Annotated in this window: 17 protein-coding genes and 1 pseudogene; 8 read left to right on the top strand and 10 right to left on the bottom strand. The window is 39.2% G+C overall.

The features are described from left to right. The first annotated feature begins 121 nt into the window (after window positions 1-121). Both MMG00_RS09040 and MMG00_RS09035 read left to right on the top strand, forming a co-directional pair. The gene (locus MMG00_RS09040; protein ID WP_242147558.1) at window positions 122-1,111 is read left to right on the top strand and encodes a LysR family transcriptional regulator; all 990 of its coding nucleotides are present in this window, start codon (window positions 122-124) and stop codon (window positions 1,109-1,111) included. A 173-nt stretch (window positions 1,112-1,284) separates the two neighbouring features. After that, entirely contained in the window at window positions 1,285-3,225 is a 1,941-nt protein-coding gene (locus MMG00_RS09035) for a peptidase U32 family protein (protein WP_242147556.1), read from the top strand. Window positions 3,226-3,289: 64 nt separating this feature from the next. Here MMG00_RS09035 and MMG00_RS09030 read toward each other — a convergent pair whose 3' ends face one another. Then, window positions 3,290-3,574: a hypothetical protein gene (locus tag MMG00_RS09030; protein WP_242147555.1), complete on the bottom strand. Its 285-nt coding sequence runs from the start codon at window positions 3,572-3,574 to the stop codon at window positions 3,290-3,292. 104 nt (window positions 3,575-3,678) lie between these two features. Then, entirely contained in the window at window positions 3,679-4,200 is a 522-nt protein-coding gene (locus MMG00_RS09025; RefSeq protein WP_242147553.1) for a hypothetical protein, read from the bottom strand. A 165-nt stretch (window positions 4,201-4,365) separates the two neighbouring features. On the opposite strand from MMG00_RS09025, the gene MMG00_RS09020 reads away from it, so the two are divergent. After that, window positions 4,366-5,067: a murein L,D-transpeptidase catalytic domain-containing protein gene (locus tag MMG00_RS09020; RefSeq protein ID WP_242147551.1), complete on the top strand. Its 702-nt coding sequence runs from the start codon at window positions 4,366-4,368 to the stop codon at window positions 5,065-5,067. 174 nt (window positions 5,068-5,241) lie between these two features. On the opposite strand, the gene MMG00_RS09015 is transcribed toward MMG00_RS09020, so the two are convergent. The 8 genes from MMG00_RS09015 to MMG00_RS08980 all read right to left on the bottom strand — a co-directional run bounded on the left by MMG00_RS09015 (window position 5,242) and on the right by MMG00_RS08980 (window position 15,720). After that, entirely contained in the window at window positions 5,242-5,991 is a 750-nt protein-coding gene (locus tag MMG00_RS09015; protein WP_242147548.1) for a hypothetical protein, read from the bottom strand. A 473-nt stretch (window positions 5,992-6,464) separates the two neighbouring features. Continuing rightward, complete coding sequence (locus MMG00_RS09010) at window positions 6,465-6,818, bottom strand: DUF2511 domain-containing protein (RefSeq protein WP_242147546.1); 354 nt, start codon at window positions 6,816-6,818, stop codon at window positions 6,465-6,467. A 198-nt stretch (window positions 6,819-7,016) separates the two neighbouring features. Further along, window positions 7,017-7,820, bottom strand: coding sequence for an integrase core domain-containing protein (locus MMG00_RS09005; RefSeq protein ID WP_242153261.1), 804 nt, complete (start codon window positions 7,818-7,820; stop codon window positions 7,017-7,019). 67 nt (window positions 7,821-7,887) lie between these two features. Beyond that, on the bottom strand, window positions 7,888-9,090 hold the full coding sequence (gene gltS / locus MMG00_RS09000; protein WP_242147543.1) for a sodium/glutamate symporter: 1,203 nt from the start codon (window positions 9,088-9,090) through the stop codon (window positions 7,888-7,890). Between the two features lie 17 nt (window positions 9,091-9,107). Then, complete coding sequence (hutG, locus tag MMG00_RS08995) at window positions 9,108-10,037, bottom strand: formimidoylglutamase (RefSeq protein ID WP_242147541.1); 930 nt, start codon at window positions 10,035-10,037, stop codon at window positions 9,108-9,110. A 16-nt stretch (window positions 10,038-10,053) separates the two neighbouring features. Next, window positions 10,054-10,782, bottom strand: a complete 729-nt coding sequence (locus MMG00_RS08990; protein WP_242147539.1) for an IclR family transcriptional regulator — start codon at window positions 10,780-10,782, stop codon at window positions 10,054-10,056. A gap of 558 nt (window positions 10,783-11,340) precedes the next feature. Then, window positions 11,341-13,398: a TonB-dependent receptor domain-containing protein gene (locus MMG00_RS08985; protein ID WP_242147537.1), complete on the bottom strand. Its 2,058-nt coding sequence runs from the start codon at window positions 13,396-13,398 to the stop codon at window positions 11,341-11,343. 276 nt (window positions 13,399-13,674) lie between these two features. Next, window positions 13,675-15,720, bottom strand: a complete 2,046-nt coding sequence (locus tag MMG00_RS08980; RefSeq protein WP_242147534.1) for a TonB-dependent receptor domain-containing protein — start codon at window positions 15,718-15,720, stop codon at window positions 13,675-13,677. Window positions 15,721-16,324: 604 nt separating this feature from the next. On the opposite strand from MMG00_RS08980, the gene pxpB reads away from it, so the two are divergent. The 5 genes and pseudogenes from pxpB (at window position 16,325) to MMG00_RS08955 (ending at window position 20,163) form a co-directional block, all read left to right on the top strand. Then, a complete protein-coding gene (gene pxpB, locus MMG00_RS08975; RefSeq protein ID WP_242147532.1) occupies window positions 16,325-17,002 on the top strand; it encodes a 5-oxoprolinase subunit PxpB in 678 nt (225 codons plus the stop codon). Further along, window positions 16,999-17,979 carry a 5-oxoprolinase subunit C family protein gene (locus MMG00_RS08970; protein ID WP_242147529.1) on the top strand — a complete coding sequence of 327 codons (981 nt, stop codon included), beginning with the start codon at window positions 16,999-17,001 and terminating at the stop codon, window positions 17,977-17,979. Before pxpB ends, MMG00_RS08970 begins: the two co-directional genes overlap by 4 nt. After that, window positions 17,972-18,757, top strand: coding sequence for a LamB/YcsF family protein (locus tag MMG00_RS08965; RefSeq protein WP_242147527.1), 786 nt, complete (start codon window positions 17,972-17,974; stop codon window positions 18,755-18,757). The genes MMG00_RS08970 and MMG00_RS08965 overlap by 8 nt, the downstream gene beginning before the upstream one ends. 71 nt (window positions 18,758-18,828) lie before the next feature. Further along, window positions 18,829-19,032 (top strand): annotated as a pseudogene (locus MMG00_RS08960) (hypothetical protein); the annotation flags it as partial. A 114-nt stretch (window positions 19,033-19,146) separates the two neighbouring features. After that, window positions 19,147-20,163: an NRAMP family divalent metal transporter gene (locus MMG00_RS08955; protein ID WP_242147525.1), complete on the top strand. Its 1,017-nt coding sequence runs from the start codon at window positions 19,147-19,149 to the stop codon at window positions 20,161-20,163. Window positions 20,164-20,722 lie beyond the last annotated feature (559 nt).

Raw genomic sequence — 20,722 nt, 5'->3', positions numbered from 1 at the left:
TAATTAAGCTAATGTTGATTTGTTGCGCAATAAATATTTATTTGTTAAATGTTTAGATAGGAGTGCATTAATTTAAAAACAGGCATAGGTGGTGCTTTTGTTTAAAAGCAAGGAGGTGGGTATGGGGAACAATGATAAGATTATAAATCCCTCGTCACGGGATAATCGTCTTAATGAGAGATTAGATTGGAATTTATTGCGGACATATTTGGTAATTGTACAAGAAAGAAGTATTAGCGTAGCGGGGATAAAGTTACATCTCACGCAATCTGCCGTAAGCCAGGCATTAAAGAGACTGGAAGATCATTTTGGAAAGCGTTTAATTGAGAGGCATGGTACGAAGTTCTCCATGACAGCTGCAGGTTTAAAAGTTCAAAAAGCAGCTGAGAATATCTACGGGAATATTTCTGAATTGATTAGTGAAGTGTCACAATCTAAGGAAGAAGCTGTAGGTAAGGTACGATTATTGTGCGCAAGTCGTATTCATTCTATGGTTTATGATGAATTTTGGGGTGAGTTTCATCGCATGCATCCCAGAATTGAGATTCAAATAGAAGTTCTTCCGAGTCGTGATATTGTGAATCTTCTTCAACAACGTACTGCAACTGCGGGAATTGCCCTTTGCCGAAAAATACCTTCTAAAATAGAATCTAAAGTATTTTTAACGCAACGATATGCTCTTTTTTGCGGGAAAAAACATCACTACTTTGGTAAAGAAGATTGTCAAATAGAAGATTTAATTAACGAAAATTTTGTCTCTTTTACAAGTGATGCATTAGGAGATAGCTTATCTCCCTTAACCATTTTTAGAGATCAAAAAGGATTTTCAGGAAATATAGTAGCAACATCAACTCATCATGATGAGGTTAAAAGATTGTTAGTTGCAGGTTTAGGAATCGGCTGTCTTCCCGAGCATAGTGTACAACAATATGTATCTGAGGGGTTGCTTTGGCGTTTACCGCCAGAAGAGGGTGTTTGTACAACGGAGCTTCATTTTCTATGGCATAAAGATGCTTATAGAAGTAGTGCAGAGACAATTTTTATTGAAGCATTTATTGAATATATGGAGAAATATAGCTTATCGCAGCGCTTGTTAACGAAGTTGATATAAAATTTTAAGTGATCGATGTAAGCAAAAGGGACGAATTAACCTGCATTAAAAGGAAAATCCTTGTATCCTATAGCGATTCTATCGCACTAAAATTAAGATCCCACTTTTGTGGGATTTTTTGACGAGCGTGAATGAGATGAAGATTCCCTTTTAGCTTTTGAAATTTTGAGAATATGAGCCTGTTATCCCACGAATTAGAATTATTAAGTCCTGCCCGAAATGTTGAAATTGCGCGAGAAGCCATTATTCATGGTGCGGATGCTGTTTATCTTGGCGGGCCTGAATTTGGTGCGCGTCATGCAGCAGAGAATGATGTGGCTTCTATTGCAAAGCTTACAGGCTTTGCCCATCATTTTAATTCAAAGGTTTTTATCGCCCTTAATACGATTTTGCACGATAATGAGCTCGAAGGCGCGCGTAAGCTCATTTATGAGCTATATGATGCCGGCGTTGATGCGTTAATCGTGCAGGATATGGGAATTTTAGAGCTCGATATTCCACCAATTGAATTACATGCTTCAACACAAACCGATATCCGTACTCTAGATAAAGCAAAGTTTATGGCGGATGTAGGTTTTTCACAGTTGGTATTAGCACGAGAATTAAGCCTAAAAGAGATTCGTGCCATTCATGAAGCTCGCCCAAATACGGCGTTAGAGTTTTTTGTGCATGGGGCGCTGTGTGTCGCTTTCTCTGGGCAATGCTATATCTCACATGCCGATACGGGGCGATCTGCTAACCGTGGGGATTGCTCGCAAGCTTGCCGTTTACCTTATACCTTAAAAGATAGTGAAGGGCGGGTTATTGCTTTTGATAAGCATCTATTATCGATGAAAGATAATAATCAATCTGCCAATATTGATCAGCTCATTGAAGCGGGGATTCGCTCTTTTAAAATTGAAGGGCGTTATAAAGATATGGCGTATGTGAAAAATATCACCGCGCATTATCGCCAACTCATTGATAGCTATATTGAGCGTAACCCAGAGTTTACTAGATTATCGCACGGTAAAGTAATGCATCACTTTATTCCAAACCCTGAAAAAACCTTCCATCGTGGCAGTACGGATTATTTTGTGAATGCACGTAAAGGCGATATTGGTGCGTTTGATTCTCCTAAATTTGTGGGATTACCGATTGGGGAACTACTCGATATTAAGAAGAACTTTATCGAAGTGAAAACCACAGAACCGCTAGCAAATGGCGATGGCTTAAATATCCAGATTAAGCGAGAAACTGTTGGTTTTGCCGTAAACCGTGCTGATAAAATTGGCGAGAATCATTACCTTGTTTATCCCAATGAGATGCCGGAAGCCTTTATTGCAGAGCGGGCGAATATCCAAAAGAAACACCCACTTAATCGCAACCATGATCAAGTCTGGAGCCAGTTACTCACGAAAGAATCCGCTGAGCGTCAATTAGAACTCTCCTTAATGTTTAGTAAAAATGTAGATAATATCTATCTTTTAGAGCTTTTCACAAAAGAGGGGCATTATGCGGCGAGTGAACTTGTGGGAGATTTTGAATTAGCAAATGATGCGGAGAAAGGCTTAGCCAATTTAGAGAAAAATCTTACAAAATTTGGTGGTACAGGATTTGAGCTGACTGATGTGCAAATCAGTTTAGCGGAGATTCCTTTTATTCCGGCAAGTGTGGTGAATCAACTGCGTAGAGATGCGATTTTGGGGCTAGAAGAAGCGATTCAAAATAATTATGTTCGCGGTTCACGCCGTGAAAAGGTTGATCCACCGGCAATCTTCCCATTTGAGAAGCTCACGTTTTTAGATAATGTGTATAACCAAAAGGCGCGTGAATTCTATCATAAGCATGGCGTTACAATGATTGAGCCTGCCTATGAAGCGCACGAAGAGCTTGGGGAAGTGCCGGTAATGATCACCAAGCATTGCCTGCGTTTTTCTTATAATCTCTGCCCGAAACAAACTATCGGTGTTACTGGTGTTCAAGGTCAAGTAAAGCCAACGCCTTTAACGTTAAGTCATCAAGGGGAAGAGTACACACTTAAATTTAATTGCCGCCCTTGTGAAATGCATGTGATGGGGAAAATTAAAACACATGTGTTAAAACAGCCCCAGCTCGGCTCTGAGTTAAAGTAGCGCATTGTTTTTTGATGATGGAATGAGTAAAAATCCTGAATAAAGCAGAACTATTCAGGATTTTTTATTGCCCAAGAAAATCATCCATCTGTCCTTTAAGAAAGCTTAAACACAGATCACTATTCGCCTCTAGTTCTTCATGAATAAATTGGAGCTGTGCTTGATGATCCCGCTCTATCTCCGCTTTTGGAGTTCCCAATAACATGAGCATCTCATTTTTTTTAGAGTACATGATATTTAACTCACGGCAATAACCGGTAAGGTTTTCATCGAAGTAGAGCGGTTTTTCTTCGGCGCAGCCGATTAATAAACCTATTGTGAGTAATATCAGGATAATTTTTCTTGGCATAGGGACTCTTTTTCATGATTGACGCTAAGGGGTCATTAAAGATGATTATAAGAATATTTGCGAGCTAATATAGGGCATATATCAAAATCTATAGCGTTGGGGGATTAAGCTTTTTCTAAAACCAGCTCAATGGTATCAAGATTATGAATATACTCTTTACGGTAATCCCAATGATTTTGAAGATCAGCCCAAATACGTAGACGATTAATGGCGACTTGAACGTAGTACTTATACTCTTCTTCAATGAGTCCTTCATCTACTAATTGCCCGAGTGCGGTTGCGATAATGGTTGTATCGAGAGTGAAGATATATTGTTGATCATCAAAATCAGGATCATTGATTTGTTGGAGAATCTTTTCATGATGGACAAGATTTTCCTCATTATAATCTTCATAGTTATCAAACTCACCCACACTTTCAATAATCCAAGCGATACAAAATCCCACCGAAATATCGGGATTTTCAAGGCGCCATTCTCGAAATTCAGAGAGCGCCTCAAAGCCTTCATCTGAGCCAAAAGGGGCTAGCTCATCACCTATATCCCAGAAGAAGTCTTCGGTCATTAAAGCTTGGGCTTTGGGATGGGCTTTCTCTTTTTCAAGGTCACAATAAATGTCAGTCTCCATGGAGATACTCCTTTAAAAAAATGGCGTGTTATTAATATGAAGTATTTTCATTATAAAAGTGATGGATAAAATGTTATACGATTATTTAAAGCACGTGACAATCTAAATGTTATGATTATTTTTTTTTAGTTGATGATTGATCTCTCTGGATAGGAAATGTTTAACGTGAAACGTTTTATAAAGTGGTTTATCTCCATAGCTTTGATATTTTTGGTGCTTGCCGGTGTGATAGGAGGGATCTATTTTAAAGATCGTTTGTGGTTAATTGCTAAATATTTTGAAAGTGGTCAAAAATCGCCGATAGAGATTGCAAAAGAGGAAGATCCACAGTTTTCTCCGGTGGATTTAACAGTGAGAGCCCATGAGGCTTATGAGTATGCTAAAAACAATGGCTTTGACCTTGAGCATGCGGTATTAATCGATTTTGGTCGACATTCAGGAAAGAACCGTTTTTTTGTGTGGAATTTTAAAGAAAATCGGGTAGAGATTGAGAGTCTAGTTGCACATGGTTATGGCAATACAGGTTATGAAAGTAGTAATCAGGAGATTGTCTTTAGTAATATTCCCAATAGTTATACGTCTTCCTTAGGAAAGTATCGCTTAGGTGAACGATCATGGAGCCGATGGGGTATTAATATCCATTATAAGATGCATGGTTTAGAAGCAACAAATGATAAGGCTTTTGAGCGCTATATTGTTCTACACTCATTTAAGCATGTTCCAAATGAAGAGGTTTATCCCGCCTATTTACCAATGGGATTTAGTCAAGGTTGCCCGGTGATTGATGATGACACGATGCGCAAGGTCGATGCATTATTGCAGACAAAAGAGAAGCCCGTATTGATGTGGATTTATTACTTAGAGTAATGAGCATAGAGTCATCATTGCTAGATAGAATTCAGAGATAGGACTTATAGAGAGGCCTTTTATAAAAAAAGATCACGCATATTGGTGATCTTTTTTTGTAGAGATAGCTAAAACTCTTAGTGCAATATTTGTTTTCAGATCTATTTTGAAATAGTTATTTTAGATACTGAAAGACTAATCCACAACAAAGAAGTTAAGGATGCTAATGCTTCCACTTGTATTGCCAAAAGTTACAGAAGTCTGGTCATGAAGTTCGTTATAGGCAGCATTAAATGAATAGTCCATTTTCTCTCTGCCATCTTCTGTAATCGTAAATTGCTCGTGATATTCCTGTCTCATTTTATGAAATTCAGTAATTGATTTCATGCCAAAGAGTTGATCTTTTTGATCCATTACAGCTTTAGGGTCGGTAAGTTGAAACCAAGCATTAATGTCATTTTGTAAGTTAACAAGATGAGATTTAAATTTTTCCCCTTGAACAGAATCTACTTTTGTTAAAGCAATTTTGTAAGGTACATAATCTTGATAGGCTCTTTTATCGAGGATGATTTTGATATCACTATCAGAGAATTCTTGTAGATACTCTTTAATATAATCTTGTGCCCTAAAGAGCTTTTTCTTTGTGGTTTGAAAAGCGCCAGCTTGGTAGTTAGGATCGTTTAAAAGCAGTCTGTTTTGACGGGTTACGACCGGAGAATAGAGTTCGACCTCTTCAGGAAGCTCTTCATTTAAAAAATAGTCCCAGCTAGCTTTTGAATATTCCATAAAGAGATCATTATGGACAGAGAAGGGAACCTCGATCTCTTCTTCTACGTCATCAATCTCAAAGAGGACTTTATGGTTATAAGTATTACTGAGCCATTCAAGGTAACTATCTGTCGCTCTTGCATCGGTGTCGTCGATATAGATCATGTGATTAATCACATAGGTGCTTTGGGTAGGATTAATAAAGGATTTGTTAGCGCTTGAATTTTGGACAAAGAAGTGAATATTCTCACCATTATAGGTAAGTGAATATTCTCACCATTATAGGTAAGTGCATGTTTACCCCAAGTGAGATTAGCAAAGATTCCAGATTCTGCTGGGATTTGATAAGTGCTCTCGTCAATAGTGACGTGGATCTCTGCATTAGTAGGATTATCAATCCAAAAATCATGGCTAGTAGATTCAAAACAACCGGCTAAGCTGATAGTTAAAAAGCTCAGGAGTATGATCTTAAAGGGATGGTTGAAAATTTTCATAATAATATTGCTCTATAATTATCTTATCAATAATAGGAGTTTGAATATTATCCTATTAATTTTAAATAAATATATAGAAATCAAAAAGATCGCTTTAAGAATTGTTTGTTATCAAAGAAATGCTTTTAAATTGCAATTAAGGGAAGTTAGGAGCCGTTAAGGGCAATATTTTAATCCTGTTTCGATCATAGGTTTTAAGAGCATGTCTTGTGTCTCTTTTTTATTACTCCAAAGAATTGGTGTGAGAGATGGCTCTAAAATAAGCTCTTTAGCACGCTTATGGGCAATATCGTTAAGTGGCCAGAGGGTTTCATTAATCCCATCAAATAGCACTAATGTTTGATCACCAAAGCACCAAAGAGTCAGTTCTGTGATTTCTGGTTTAAAAGGCCAATACATAGGTTCTGGTACGTCTTCTATTTTAAGAAGACCAATAGGCTTTACTGTATCAGCTGCTGAAAGATCAAAGAGGGAAACAGATAGGAAGAGTAATCCTAGAAGTTTCTTCATGAAAGAATTCTTTTTGAGAATATGTTATGACAATGTTTGGGGCTCATTCTAGCATTGTTTTGATTATCTTGTTGTTTATCTTGTTGATTATTTGGGTAGGTGGTTGGTCGTTTTGTTTTAGTAAAAGAAAAAGGGAAGCCTAAAGGCTTCCCTTGTATCATTTTATGATGGTTTAATTGTTAGAAATCGGCGGGTTGTTTACACTTCAGTGTTAAAATAATTTTCTAAAACTTCATAAGGCGTTAAACCATTAATACCCTTATGAGGTTTTACTGTGTTGTAATAGTTTAAAAATCGTTTTAGCTTCTTTTTCCGATCATCTGAACTGATAAACTCTTCCTGATTATGCCACATTTCCATGAGTGTTCGAATGACTCTTTCTGCTTTTCCATTCGTTTGAGGGCAAGCTGGCTTTGTAAACTTTTGATTAATCTTATGTGTTAGACACATTTCGACAAAGGCATGTTCTGATGTACCTTTATACTCACGACCATTATCCGAATAGGTGCATTCTACAGTATAGGGACACTGTTCTAACAGATCCCATCGAAGAAATTCAGCAGCACTAAACTGTGATTTATCAGGATAAATACCGGCATAAAGTTCTCTTGAAAAATCATCAATTCCTACAAATAAATACTCTCTAGTGCGATTTTTAAGATCCCCTTTTAAAAGAGGGAGCCGTTTAGTATCCACATGGACCATCTCGCCAGGATAGTTTTTGTTATAACGTTTAGCCCTCTTTTTAAGTTTCTCTTCAATAGATTTTTCAATCTTTGCAAGACGTTTAATGCCATACTTAATTGTTCTATAACGTTCATTTTTACTAGCTAATGGCACAAACAAGTTCAATCTACCTTGTTTTAGTACTTTATAGATCGTAGGTCTGCTTACCATAAAACGCTCAGCTAGATAGGTTACGGTAAATTTTTCTTGATGATGTAATCGCCAAATCTCTTCTCGATGAAACGGCGTTAATTTTGTTTTTCGATGGATATTCATAACAGTATTTTCTCCTAATACTGTAAACAACGCGATAAAATCCTACAGTTTAATTATTTTCTTAAAATTAAGAGAAGAAGTTAATAAGGTACGTATGGTAAGGGATGGAAACAATGTCGATCAATACTGCGCCACTTAAAGGAACGATCATTAAAGCCTTAGTTGAGATGAGCTTATAGCGGTCACAAACAGAAGTCATATTGGCCATCGCATTTGGCGTTGCACCTAACCCATGGCCTAAAAGCCCTGAGCACATGACAGCAGCATCATAGTTTTTACCAAGGAGTCGAAATACCACAAAAATAGTCATCAGAAGAAGGGCTATCACTTGAAGGGCAAGGATAATAAAGAGCGGTAACGCAATTTCACTAAGCTCCCAAATTTTTAACGACATCATTGCCATGGTAAGGAATAACCCGAGAGAGGCGCCGGAGATAAGATCAATACTTTTTTCTTGAATCTCGACAACTTTTAATCCATCGTTGACATTACGAACAACTACTGCAACTAACATTGCCCCAACATAACTTGGTAATGAGAAGCCTGTTACTTCGGTAAAGTAATTTGAAAGCGCTCTACCTGCCACCATAATTAGGAGGATAAGGGCAAGCATCTTTAAAAAGCCCGTTGTATCCACGATCGCTGGAAGGGGCTGGCCTTTTGTGCTCATTGGCATGTGCAGGTCATCGTTAGCTTCAATTTTAACGTTGTGTCTTTTAATAAGGTAGCTTGCAACAGGGCCTCCAAGTAAGCTACCGGAGATAAGTCCAAATGTTGCCGCAGCAAGTGCTGCAATAGTCGCTGAGCTGTGTCCTAACTCTTCTGCCATACCGCCAAAAGCTGCCGCGCCGCCATGACCCCCTGTGAGAGAAACTGCGCCCGCCATTACGCCAAGAACAGGATCAATCCCAAGCGCCATTGCGATCCCAACACCAAAGGTATTTTGGAAAAAGGCAATAAACCAACAGACACAGAGATAGATAAAGAGTAGTTTTCCTCCAGATTTTAAGATCTTAAAGCTTCCCCCTAATCCGACAGTGGTGAAGAAGGCAACCATTAGATAGCCTTGAATACTGGTATCAAATTGAAATGACGCCATATCCAAGATTTTAAGAATCCAGATCAAAATACTGACTAAAAATCCCCCAATGACGGGAGAGGGAATGCAGAACCTTTGTAACCAATTGACACGTTTTTTTAATTCACTCCCAAAAAGTAAGCAGAGAATAGTAAGGAGTAGGGTACTTAAGACATCAAACTCAAAGACCATGAGAAATCCTCCCGGATTTAAAGATTATTATTAATATATTGATAGACGATAAAGGCTGCGAGTTTGGCCGTTCGGTTGTCGATATCAAATTGAGGGTTACATTCAGCAATATCGAGCAAAATTACTTTCTTGGATGCTGTAATTGTATTGAAGAGGGTTTCAAAAGCTTCTAGGGAGAGCCCTTTTGCGGCTGGTGCACTAACTCCTGGCGCTAGATATGCCGGAAATACATCAAGATCAACGGTAATGTAGAGATAATCCATGCGATCAATAAAGGCTTGAACGTGGCTTAGCGCTTCATTAATTTTGTGTGGTGCGAGCGCTTTATCGAGAATATAAGTCACTTCAAGCTCATCTGCGGTATCAAAAAGGATGCGTGTATTGCCATGCTCAGCAATCCCAAGACAGAGATAGTTAAAATCAATATTGTGCGATTTTGAGAGGTTTGCAGCATTTAAAAAAGGCGTGCCGGAGGTAACAACATCTGCCTGACGAAGATCAAAATGGGCATCGAAGTTAATAATGCCGAGTTGGAAGGGCTTATTCTGTGTTAAGAGATGATTAAAAGCACCTTGAAAGCTACCAAACGCAATTTCATGACCGCCGCCCAGGACAATAGGCAGACTCTTGTCACTTAGAACTTGTTGAATCTTATCCGCAAGCACTTTTTGAGCGGCTTCTAAGTCTTCATCTTCACAAATGACATTCCCTGCATCATTGAGGGTAAATGAGCGGTGAACAGGTAAACTTGCGAGTTGCTTACGGATATGGTTAGGACCATTCTTAGCGCCTAAACGTCCTTGATTACGGCGAATACCTTCATCAGATGCAAAGCCTAACAGGGTAAAATCAGCCTTTTCTTGCTGATTGATGATTTGAAAAAAACGGCGATGTTCGGCAGTATCGCCATCAAAGCGGCCTTCCCATCTAAAAGGTATATTGTCCATAATCCACTCCTTGAGATCAATTATGATTAATAATGTCAGTAATGTGATGCGCTGCTGTCATCACAAGTTTAATAAATTCTGGCTCTTTATCTTGAGAGCGAAAATAAGGGGCCATTAATGTGACAACTGCGGCCGTCTGTTTTTGGCGAAATATTGGGGCAGAGATTCCGAGAACACCCTCATCTATCTCCCCGACACTTCTGCCGTAGCCACATTTTTTAATAGCTTCAAGATCTTTTATAAGCAGCGCTTTTTCAGCTTGCTGATCTTGACGAAAGTATTGCGCTAATATTTTTGTTTGTAGCGCTTTATCGTAAAAGGCTAAGAGTGTTTTTCCGCTAGCACCTTTAATTAAAACATCCCCCTTTCCAGGGATAAATGAGCATCGAAGGGCTTGTTTACTCTCGATCATCGAAACACAAATGCTTTTTGATAAGTCACTGACGATGATAGCCGCAGACTCATTACTCTTTTCCATTAAGGTTGTGAGGATCTTTTCAACACTAGGTGTTAAAAGGGAGTACTTTTCATAAAGCTCTCGTCCTTTAAGACTCTGTGCGCCTAAGGTATAGAATCCCAAGATATGAGAATGTGTGACATATTCCCAAAGAATGAGAGTATTGAGGATTCTATAAACACTAGAAATGGGGATGTTGAGCTTCTCTTCTAACTCCTTAGGGGAGACTGGCTTATCTGCATTTCCAATGTAGGAAAGAATATTGAGTATACGATCTGAATTTTTCATAGTAGGTTCCTATCTGATTTGACCTTAGCAAAATTGATTTTTATCAACAAAATCAATTCCCATTTTGTGGGAATATTGTTTTGATTTTAAAGTAAGATGCCAAATAAAGGAACTTGAAAGAGATTGATCTATGGGGAGTTTGATAGAAAAATGGCGAAATGTAAATATTGCTCTTTTATTAATCAATGATGCTAATGAGAAAGGGGAATCGTTAAAGGGGCCTCTTCACCTTTTTTAGTTTTTAAAGTATAGAAAAAAACCATCAATAAATGATGGGCTTGATTAGAGACTTTTATGGGAGTTCGGGGTTAAAAGTCTATTTAATGGAGACTTAAATTCATCAATGATGAGGGATCAATGGGAGAATCCATTGAATGAGATATATGTTAATAGTAATCATTGTTATTTGCAAGTGTAAATTAAGTAGATTAGAGGTTAGTGATAAAGACCTTATCTGAAATAAAAAAATCCATCACTTTAAATAATCTTAAGTGATGGATTTGATAGTACTTTTCATTTTTTATGAGAAGTGGAGATACTTTTTAAAGGAGTGACTAATTAAAAGTCAACATTGATACCAATCCAATAACGGCGACCATCGATCGTGTGGTTTAAGTTTGGATTATCAATTTTTTTGTTGGTAACGTTATAAACACCGGCATAGATACTGGTATCACTACTGACTTTATAGCTACCTCCTAGATCATAAGTGGTGTATCCCGGATATTTATCACCAGGGCCGCCAGAACGTGTTAATGAAGTCTCTTCTCCGCGGTAGTTAATCTTAGTCCAGATGTTTGCTTGCGGCATTACTTGCCAGTCAGCATGGAGATTAAACATATGCTTAGGTGTTTGCGTAAATTGTTCCCCTTTAAACTTCCCTTGGGTGATTTCTGTTTCAATCCAAGTGTAGTTTCCGGTTAAAGTAACTACATCGATAGGTTTCCAGCGTACCGATAGTTCAATACCTTTAGAAGTGGCTCTATCGGCATTTTCACGGGTTTGAATAAAACCATAACCACGACCATCAGGACCAGGATAGCTTACCCCTGGCGTTTTTGAGTGAAGATCAACGATTTGAATTTTGTCTTTAAATTTAGTGTAGAACGCTGTGATACTTGTATCTAGCTGATCATTAGGCGTGTAACTAACGCCAACTTCATAGTTAAGCGTTTTTTCCGGTTTAAGATCCGGATTACCAATAATCATGCCGCGCGCATAAGGGTCGCCTTGGTTGCCACGACCCCCTGTTTGTTGTCCCCATACTTCTGAGGTTTCTCGTAGGCTTGGTGCTGAGTAGCCCGATGAAACCCCCCCTTTAATAGTGATGGCATCTGTCGTATTCCATACAGCATAGAGTCTTGGCGTAAAGTTGCTACCATAATCTTCATCGTGATCATAGCGTAAGCCACCTGTTAATGAGAAGTTATCGAGTAACCACCACTCATCTTCAATAAAGAGGGCTTGGCTCTTATGCGTGAGTTTTCTTGGAGCATCGGTCACGGCATTATCTTCCCCTTTTAGGGTTTCTTTACGAATTTGCCCGCCAACAGTGACGGTATGCATTCCGATAGGAATGATCACATTCCCGTTGGCTTCAAGATTTTCAAAGGTGATGTGACGGAATCTATTGTCTGTTTTTTCATGAGTGATCATAAAGTCCGAAGTAATACCATTATCATATTCCCCTAAATAGCGAATAGATTGGTTATCTCTTCTGTGGGTATCATCCGCATCGTTCCCTTTTGGGAGGCTTTTGCCAACATTTGCAATAGTTCGCTGAACCGCCGTGCCTGCTTCTAATTCAATGGTGTGACCAGCAACGGGTACAAAGGTGAGTTTTCCACCGAGGTTATGCATTTTATCTTCAGCAGAACCGCCAATATCATCCCCTTTATTATTTTGATAATACTTCCCTTCAGAGCGATGAGAGTATTTACCGTAGAGTTGTAATCCAAGTTTTTCTGTGATGATCGGACCATTTAAATAAATTTCAGCAGTTTGAGTATTACCAGTATGGGATTCCCCTTCAATATTGCTCTCTAAACGAACGCTACCGCCCCAAACATCGCTGACTTTTTTAGTAATAACGTTAATAACGCCGCCCATCGCATCAGATCCATAACGTGAAGACATAGGGCCACGAACAACTTCAATACGCTCAATGGCAGAAAGAGGAGGGATCCAACCTTGCTCAAACCCTTCACTACCATTAGGGCGAGATTGACGAGAGTTTTGACGTTTTCCATCTACCATAAATAGCGTGTATTTAGGATCCATTCCACGAATACTAATATCAGCACTATTGCCGCGACCAGAAACGTTAACACCAGGGATATCTCTTAATGCATCTGTAACATCTCGAAAAGGAGCTTCTTGAATATCTTGTTTACTCACAACAGAGATTGAAGCTGGGGCATCTTTAACTTCTTGGGCAAATCCACCGGCAGTTACGACGATTTTTGATAGATCAATGGTGGGTTTGCTATTGAGGAGCTCTTCCTCTTCTTGTTCAACTAGTGGGGAAGTAGTCTGGCTAAAAGCAAGACCTGTTGTGCAGATCAGAAGGAGGGCAGAGCAGAGGATGCTCTTTTTAAATTGAGGCTGGGAAGGCATAGATAAATTTCCTATGAGCAAGTTTAAGAAAGTTAAGAATAGGGAGTTTACAGATCTCTCTATTTCTTAGTTTTTAGTAATATTGCTAATTATTCTCATTTGGAATTTAAAGTCAAATGTTATAGAGAGCTTTTATTGTTAACTTGATTTACGTGCTTGATTTTTCGGGGTTTATATTTTTAAAATATTATAAAAAAGCCCATTACTGAGGATTTAAGTAATGGGCTTTTAAACTTTTAATGTGGAGAATTAAAAGTCAATGATTAGAGATATTGATTAGAAGTCAACGTTAATTCCCATGAAGTAACGGCGGCCTTCTAAATCACGACCGTGGTTTTGGTCATTTACATCTTTATTTGTAACGTTATAAACACCACCAAACAGGCTTACATCGCGATTGATTTTATAAGATCCACCGATATCTAAGAGTGTATATGAATCATATTCATCACCACGAGCACCACCACGAGAGAGGGATGTTTCTTTACCGCGGAAGCTCACTTTTGCCCAAGCATTTGCTTTAGGCGTAAACTGCCAGTCAGCACTCACTTTCACAAGATGCTCAGGAATACGGTTTAAAGGAACGCCTTTATTAGGGCCACTTGTTTGTTTAGTTTTATTCCAAGTATAGCTACCAGAGAAGGTTAAAGTCTCAATAGGGCGAACTCTTGCCGCAATTTCAATTCCTTTAAGCTCTGCTGTGTCGATATTTTCATTCGTTTGGATAAAGTTGAATTTGTTACCATTAGGTGCAAGACATTGATCATGGATATCTGGATCATAAGCGCCTGTATAATCCGTTCTACAAGTAGTCACGTTTTGGAGTTTATCTTTAAACTTCGTATAGAATCCTGTAACGCTAGTATCTACCATCTCATTTGAGTAGCTTAAACCTAATTCATAGTTAGTAGATTTTTCAGGTTTAAGATCTGGGTTGCCAAGGATAACACCATTAGTGTAACCGCCACCTGTTCCATGACCCCAATCAGCTACAGCACTACGAATTGAAGGAGTTTTATAACCTGTTGAGATTCCACCTTTTAAAGTAAACTCATCATTAATATTCCATACCCCGTAAATTCTTGGGGAGTAGTGGCTACCATAGTTTTCGTCATGGTCATAACGCATACCTGCGGTGATCGCAAAGTTATCTAATAACCACCATTCATCTTCAACAAAGATCGCATGGCTTTTACGAGAGATTTTATCGATATCTTTATTTAACTGGTTGTTAGTATCGGTGAGGTCTTCTTTAATATATTGTCCGCCAACTGTCACAGTATGATTGCCAATAGGGATAATAACGTTCCCATTGACCTCTGTATTTTTAACAATCATATTTCGAGAGTAGTTGTCATTTTTCTCATGGGCGTAGAAGAGTTCAGCGGTAATACCGTGATCAAATTCTCCTAAATATCTTGTAGAGATATTGTTACGCTTGTATTTGTTATCACTGCCATCACGAGCCGTTGATTTACCTTTCGTAGAGATACGTTTTTGGAAACCAGCACCGTACTCTAATTCAAATGTTTGACCTTCAATAGGAACGAAGGTGAGTTTCCCGCCAATGTTCTCCATTCGTCTTTCAGGAATACCCGGAGAAGTATGGCTATCTTCTTGACGATGAGAGTATTTCCCATAAAGTTGAAGCCCTAATTTTTCATGAACTAATGGACCACTGAAGTAGAACTCACTATTGATGCTATTTCCTTCGTCTGATTCATGATTTAACGTGTAATCTGAACGGAAGTTACCAATCCATTTATCGGAGATTTTCTTAGTAATAATATTAACGACACCGCCCATCGCATCAGATCCATAACGTGATGACATCGGGCCACGAACCACCTCAATACGCTCAATTGCAGCAAGTGGTGGAATCCAACCTTGTTCAATCCCTGCGCCATCACTATTAGGGCGAGTTGCGCGAGAGTTTTGACGTTTTCCATCCACCATCATCAAGGTATAGGCAGAGCTCATTCCGCGAATAGAGATATCTTCGCTTGCCCCAGATCCTGTAATAACAACGCCAGGTACGTCAGCGATTGCATCTGTAACATCTCTAAATGGTTGATTTTCAAGTTCTTGTTTAGATACAACAGAGATAGATGCAGGAGCATCTTTTACTTCTTGAGCAAATCCACCAGCTGTTACCACAATCTTTGATAAATCAATCGTTGGCTTTTTATTGAGGAGTTCCTCTTCTTCTAGCTCCACAGTATTAGAAACTGATTGGCTAAAACCAATGCCGGTAGAGCAGATGAGGATTAACGCAGAACTTAAGAGTTTTCTCTTAAAATGGGGGTGATTCGTAGAGATCATGAAGATAATTCCTATTAGCAAGTGTGTTTTTTCTTATCAAAAAAATAGAGTTGAAAGAGTTATCAGTATCAACTCGTAATGATAATTATTGCTATTAAGGATCTAAAGTCAAATGTATTTAAGGTGCTATTGATACTATTTGTTATAAGCACTTGATTTTTATTGAAAAGAATTTGTAAAGAGGAATTTAGGCGTTATTAAACAAAGAGCTAGCGAGGATTTTTTATAAAAAAGGATAGGATAATGATTTGATTTAAATAGTATAAATGTTGTATTTACTGATAAATAGAGGTTTTAGGGGAGGTTTACACTCCATTTTTTTGTATCAAAACTCTCTGTTTTTAATATTTATAATGACATTATTATAATGATTATTGTTTTAATGTATCTTGTTGATAGTAAATGGTTATTGGTAATGTGTTGAGCCGTGATAAAGCGGAGATAGAGAAAACAATTAAGAAAAAATAGAGATAAACGTATATAGCTTGATCACGTATCTAGGCAAGAAGATTTGAATCGGGTATGTTGAGGGGAGTGGCAAAAAAATAATGATTAAGGCCACTGTAAAGATCATCAATAACAATCTTAAAAAGAAGGAGGAGTCGTGTCCATAGAGATCTATTCTGTGGGTGATAGGGGGATTACTTTATCTGTTTGTGGTGAAGTGAGCCTAGCTGACCAGCAAAAAATATGGTGGGTTGGGGAACAGATCGCAAGTAGTGATACCTTAAAAGGCCTTATTATCGATATTGTTCCGGGGATGAATAATTTAACGCTCTTTTTAAATCCCTATTACACCGGCAGTCGTGTGGAGGTTTCACAGGTTCTTGAAAAATTTTGGAAAGCTGCCAATGAGTTAGATCTTACCGAGAAATTTAAAGGCAAGCTGGTAGAGATTCCCGTGACTTATGGGGGCGAAAAGGGCCCAGATTTATTAGAAGTTGCCAAAATTCATGGAATTAGCGCCAAGGCACTTGTACAAAAGCACACTGCGCCCATTTATACTGTCTACTTTGTGGGATTTATGCCGGGATTTGTCTATTTAGGCGGGCTAGATCCGTCTATTCATACAGATCGTAGAGCTACGCCCCGTTTGAAAATTCCCGCGGGTAGCGTGGGGATAGGGGGTTCTCAGACAGGTGTTTATCCTGGAGAATCTCCTGGAGGCTGGCAAATTATCGGCAATACCGAAACTTCATTTTTTGATGTGAATAGGGAAATTCCCTCGCTCTTTTTACCGGGTGATCAGCTTCGCTTTGTGGCTAAGGATGTGCTTTTATGATGGAAGTTATTAATGCAGGGATTTTAACGACAATCCAAGATTATGGTCGGCTCTCTTATGCACATATGGGCGTTGGTAAGTCGGGGGCGATTGATGGCGTATCACTACATCTTGCTAATCGCTTAGTGGGAAATCCTGGAAATAGCCCCGCGCTAGAGGTTAGTGTGATGACGCCGGTGAAATTTTTGTTCCATCAAGATTGTTGGATTTCCGTGACAGGCTCTAACTGTACCATCATTATTGATGGCCGCGGGCAAGGGTGGCATGGCTGGCGGACCTTTATTAAAAAGGGACAAACGGTTGAATTAAAGCCAGCTTATAACTCGGGAATGTATAGTTACTTAGCTGTTGCTGGTGGCTTTGATACGCTTAAAGTGATGGACTCTTACAGTACGGATATTAAAAACCGTTTAGGGGGGCATAAAGGGGATGGTTCCCTTTTACAAAAGGGAGATCGTTTAGCGATTAAAAAGCCAACCCATAAGATTATCCAAGCGGTGGGCGTAAGAGCCTTTAGTCGAACCTATATTAGTAGTACGATTTTTGTCTTAAAGGGCCCCGAGTTTGACCAGTTTGATGATGCTTCTCAGATGCGTTTTTTTGAAGAAGAGTGGGAGATTAGTAGTAATAGTAATCGTATGGGTATTCGACTAGAAGGCAATCGCTTAATGAGAGATAAGCCTTTAGAGATGCGATCGCAAGGCGTATTTGAAGGAGTGATACAAGTTCCCCCAAGTGGGCAGCCTCTTGTACTAGCTGCTGAATGCCAAAGTACGGGGGGATACCCTAGAATTGCCGTGATTCCACAAGCAGAACTCTGGAAGCTGGCTTATTTACCAGCACGAAAAAAGGTACAGTTTAAGCTTATAGATGAATTAAGAGCGAAAGAGAAGCTAGAAGTACAGCAGCAATATTTAGAGAGCGTTGAGTATATCTTAGCGCAGCCCCAAAGAGATCAAGAGGTATATTATGAGTAATAATTTAAGTAATAAGGCATTAAAAATCGACCTTAATTGTGACTTAGGAGAAAGTTTTGGCCCGTGGAAGATGGGAAATGATGCCAAGATCTTACCACTGATTACGTCTGCTAATATCGCTTGTGGTTTTCATGCAGGAGATCCTGAAACGATGCTAAAAACCGTGGAGCTTGCGTTAGAAAATAATATTGCCATTGGCGCGCATCCTGGTTTTTTAGATCTGCAAGGCTTTGGGCGCCGTAATATTGCGATGACGCCAAGAGAAGTCTATGGTTTAGTGGTTTATCAAGTAGGCGCGCTTCAAGGTTTTTTACAAGCTTTAGGGGGGAAGCTTCATCATGTAAAGCCCCATGGTGCGCTCTATAATATGGCAGCGACCGATGCCAATCTCTCACAAGCGATTGCCCATGCGGTTGCTGATGTCTCTAAAGGCGAAGCGATTCTTTATGGGCTATCGGGCAGTGAATTGATTAAAGCTGGGGTAGCGTTAGAAATTCCGGTGATGAATGAGGTTTTCTCTGATCGTACATATCAAGAAGATGGCACGTTAACTTCAAGACGAGAAGCCGATGCGCTGATCACAGATCCCAAAGAATCGATAGCGCAAGTTTTGCAGATGATTGAGCAAGGAACAGTGACGGCAACAACAGGTAAAACTGTGAAGCTTGCGGCTGATACCGTTTGTATTCATGGCGATGGTATTACAGCGCTTGAATTTGCTCAAGAGATTCGTGAAACCTTATTACAGCGTGGGATTGAGCTCTCATCGGCATTGTAAGAAGTTATCTTCAATAAATATTTAAATAATAAAGCGTCACTAATAAAGTGATAACAAAAAGGAATTAGAGGATGAAAGAAGATCAAAAGATAAGACGCAGTGCCATTGTTGGCGCCGTCTTTTTGATGGGGTTATCGGCCATTGGTCCCGGATTTTTAACACAAACCACCACGTTTACCGTACAGCTTGGCGCAAGTTTTGCTTTTGTCATTATGCTATCGATCATTTTAGATCTAGGGGCGCAGCTGAATATCTGGCGCATTATTACCGTTTCTAGGGTCTGTTGAACATTCAAAGTTGAAGGGATGCAATATATTGAATAACCAATACTTTTGAGTCATTTTTTAAAATTAATGAAAATGAATATTTTCAGCAAAAAACAATAGGTTATGTGTCAATGTTCAACAACCCCTAATATGCGTGGGCAAGATATTGCCAATAAGGTGATTCCAGGGCTTGGTTATCTGGTCTCTATCTTAGTTGTGATGGGCGGACTTGCCTTTAATATTGGTAATGTCGCGGGCGCAGGATTAGGTCTGAACGTTTTTACAGGATTATCTGTAGAAGTTGGGGCTATGATCAGTGCCGCGATTGCTATCGGGATCTTCTTATTTAAGGAAGCTGGGCGCATTATGGATAAATTTATCCAATATGCCGGTATATTAATGGTGTTTTTAACGCTTTATATTGTCTTTAAATCATCGCCTCCAGTAGGGGAAGCGGCTTATCGCACGGTAGTTCCTGATGCACCATTATCAGCGCTAATTTTGGCAACAGTGACATTAGTGGGTGGAACTGTTGGAGGGTATATTACTTTTGCCGGCGCCCATCGTCTACTAGATGCCGGCGTTCATGGCAAAGAGGCGGTAAAAGAAGTATCAACAGGTTCTCTTTTAGGAATTGGTGTTACGGCGGTGATGCGTATTATTCTTTTCTTAGCCGTGCTGGGGGTGATTTCGCAAGGCTATCAGTTAGCGGCAGGAAATCCTGTGGCTTCAGTATTTGAACATGCCGCTGGAAAAGTAGGATATCTATTCTTTGGGATTATCATGTGGGCCGCGGCAGTTACATCGGTTATTGGCGCAGCTTATACTTCTGTAACCTTTTTAAGAGTTTTTAGTAAAAAAGTTGCAGAGCATCAAAATCGTTTTATTATCGCTTTTATCTTCATCTCAACCGTTGTGTTTGTCAGTGTCGGGCGTCCTGTAGAGATCCTGATCTTTGTCGGAGCACTCAATGGACTTATTTTACCTTTAACATTAGGGCCCATTCTTTTTGCAGCTTATCGAAAGGATATTGTGGGGGATTATAAGCATCCTATTTGGCAAACTGTGTTTGGAGCGATTGTAGTAATAATGATGACTGTTTTGGGCGTGCAAACACTCTATAGCTATATTGCCGGATAAAGCGATGCATTGATGGTACCTATAAAGAATCGATTTAGTAAAGTAGCCTAATTTTAATAGCCCCTTTAAAATCATTGTTTTAAAGGGGTTACTTTTTATAGTCGATTCAACTTAAGGAATACGATTTTAAAAGTATTAAGAGCACAAAGTGTGTATCAAATTAGCTTGCACGCTGCCGGATAGAACTATTCTTGTGTTTCTCATAATCGATGCGCCTGCAATTTGATTCAGTCACTTTTAAACCGATTTCACTATAAAACCGCGCAGCATGAGCATTAAGCCTATTTGCATCATGCCGGGCAGAGCAGCTCTTGTACTTCTCATAATCGATGAGCCAGCAATCTAATGTAGTGACTTTTAAACGGACTTTACTATCCTTTAATATTGTTTTGATGATGAGAGCTGTTAGGCGTGATGAGATCAATACAGTTATCAAAGGCTTATCTCCATTTTGTGCGCAATGATAAGGCATAAAGTGAAAAAGCGCCGTAACGCTGAATAATTGCGCATAAAAAGTTTTGACTCATTTCAAAAATGAAGTATACTTGTCTTCGTTGTT

The sequence above is a fragment of the Ignatzschineria rhizosphaerae genome (assembly GCF_022655595.1).
Taxonomy (GTDB): Bacteria; Pseudomonadota; Gammaproteobacteria; order Cardiobacteriales; family Wohlfahrtiimonadaceae; genus Ignatzschineria; species Ignatzschineria rhizosphaerae.
This window is presented reverse-complemented; position numbering and strand designations above follow the sequence as displayed.

Coding starts and splice junctions, on each gene's coding strand:
- MMG00_RS09040 (WP_242147558.1), top strand. CDS start 122: ATGGGGAACAATGATAAGATTATAAATCCCTCGTCACGGGATAATCGT.
- MMG00_RS09035 (WP_242147556.1), top strand. CDS start 1,285: ATGAGCCTGTTATCCCACGAATTAGAATTATTAAGTCCTGCCCGAAAT.
- MMG00_RS09030 (WP_242147555.1), bottom strand. CDS start 3,574: ATGCCAAGAAAAATTATCCTGATATTACTCACAATAGGTTTATTAATC.
- MMG00_RS09025 (WP_242147553.1), bottom strand. CDS start 4,200: ATGGAGACTGACATTTATTGTGACCTTGAAAAAGAGAAAGCCCATCCC.
- MMG00_RS09010 (WP_242147546.1), bottom strand. CDS start 6,818: ATGAAGAAACTTCTAGGATTACTCTTCCTATCTGTTTCCCTCTTTGAT.
- MMG00_RS09005 (WP_242153261.1), bottom strand. CDS start 7,820: ATGAATATCCATCGAAAAACAAAATTAACGCCGTTTCATCGAGAAGAG.
- gltS (WP_242147543.1), bottom strand. CDS start 9,090: ATGGTCTTTGAGTTTGATGTCTTAAGTACCCTACTCCTTACTATTCTC.
- hutG (WP_242147541.1), bottom strand. CDS start 10,037: ATGGACAATATACCTTTTAGATGGGAAGGCCGCTTTGATGGCGATACT.
- MMG00_RS08990 (WP_242147539.1), bottom strand. CDS start 10,782: ATGAAAAATTCAGATCGTATACTCAATATTCTTTCCTACATTGGAAAT.
- MMG00_RS08985 (WP_242147537.1), bottom strand. CDS start 13,398: ATGCCTTCCCAGCCTCAATTTAAAAAGAGCATCCTCTGCTCTGCCCTC.
- MMG00_RS08980 (WP_242147534.1), bottom strand. CDS start 15,720: ATGATCTCTACGAATCACCCCCATTTTAAGAGAAAACTCTTAAGTTCT.
- MMG00_RS08970 (WP_242147529.1), top strand. CDS start 16,999: ATGATGGAAGTTATTAATGCAGGGATTTTAACGACAATCCAAGATTAT.
- MMG00_RS08965 (WP_242147527.1), top strand. CDS start 17,972: ATGAGTAATAATTTAAGTAATAAGGCATTAAAAATCGACCTTAATTGT.
- MMG00_RS08955 (WP_242147525.1), top strand. CDS start 19,147: ATGTGTCAATGTTCAACAACCCCTAATATGCGTGGGCAAGATATTGCC.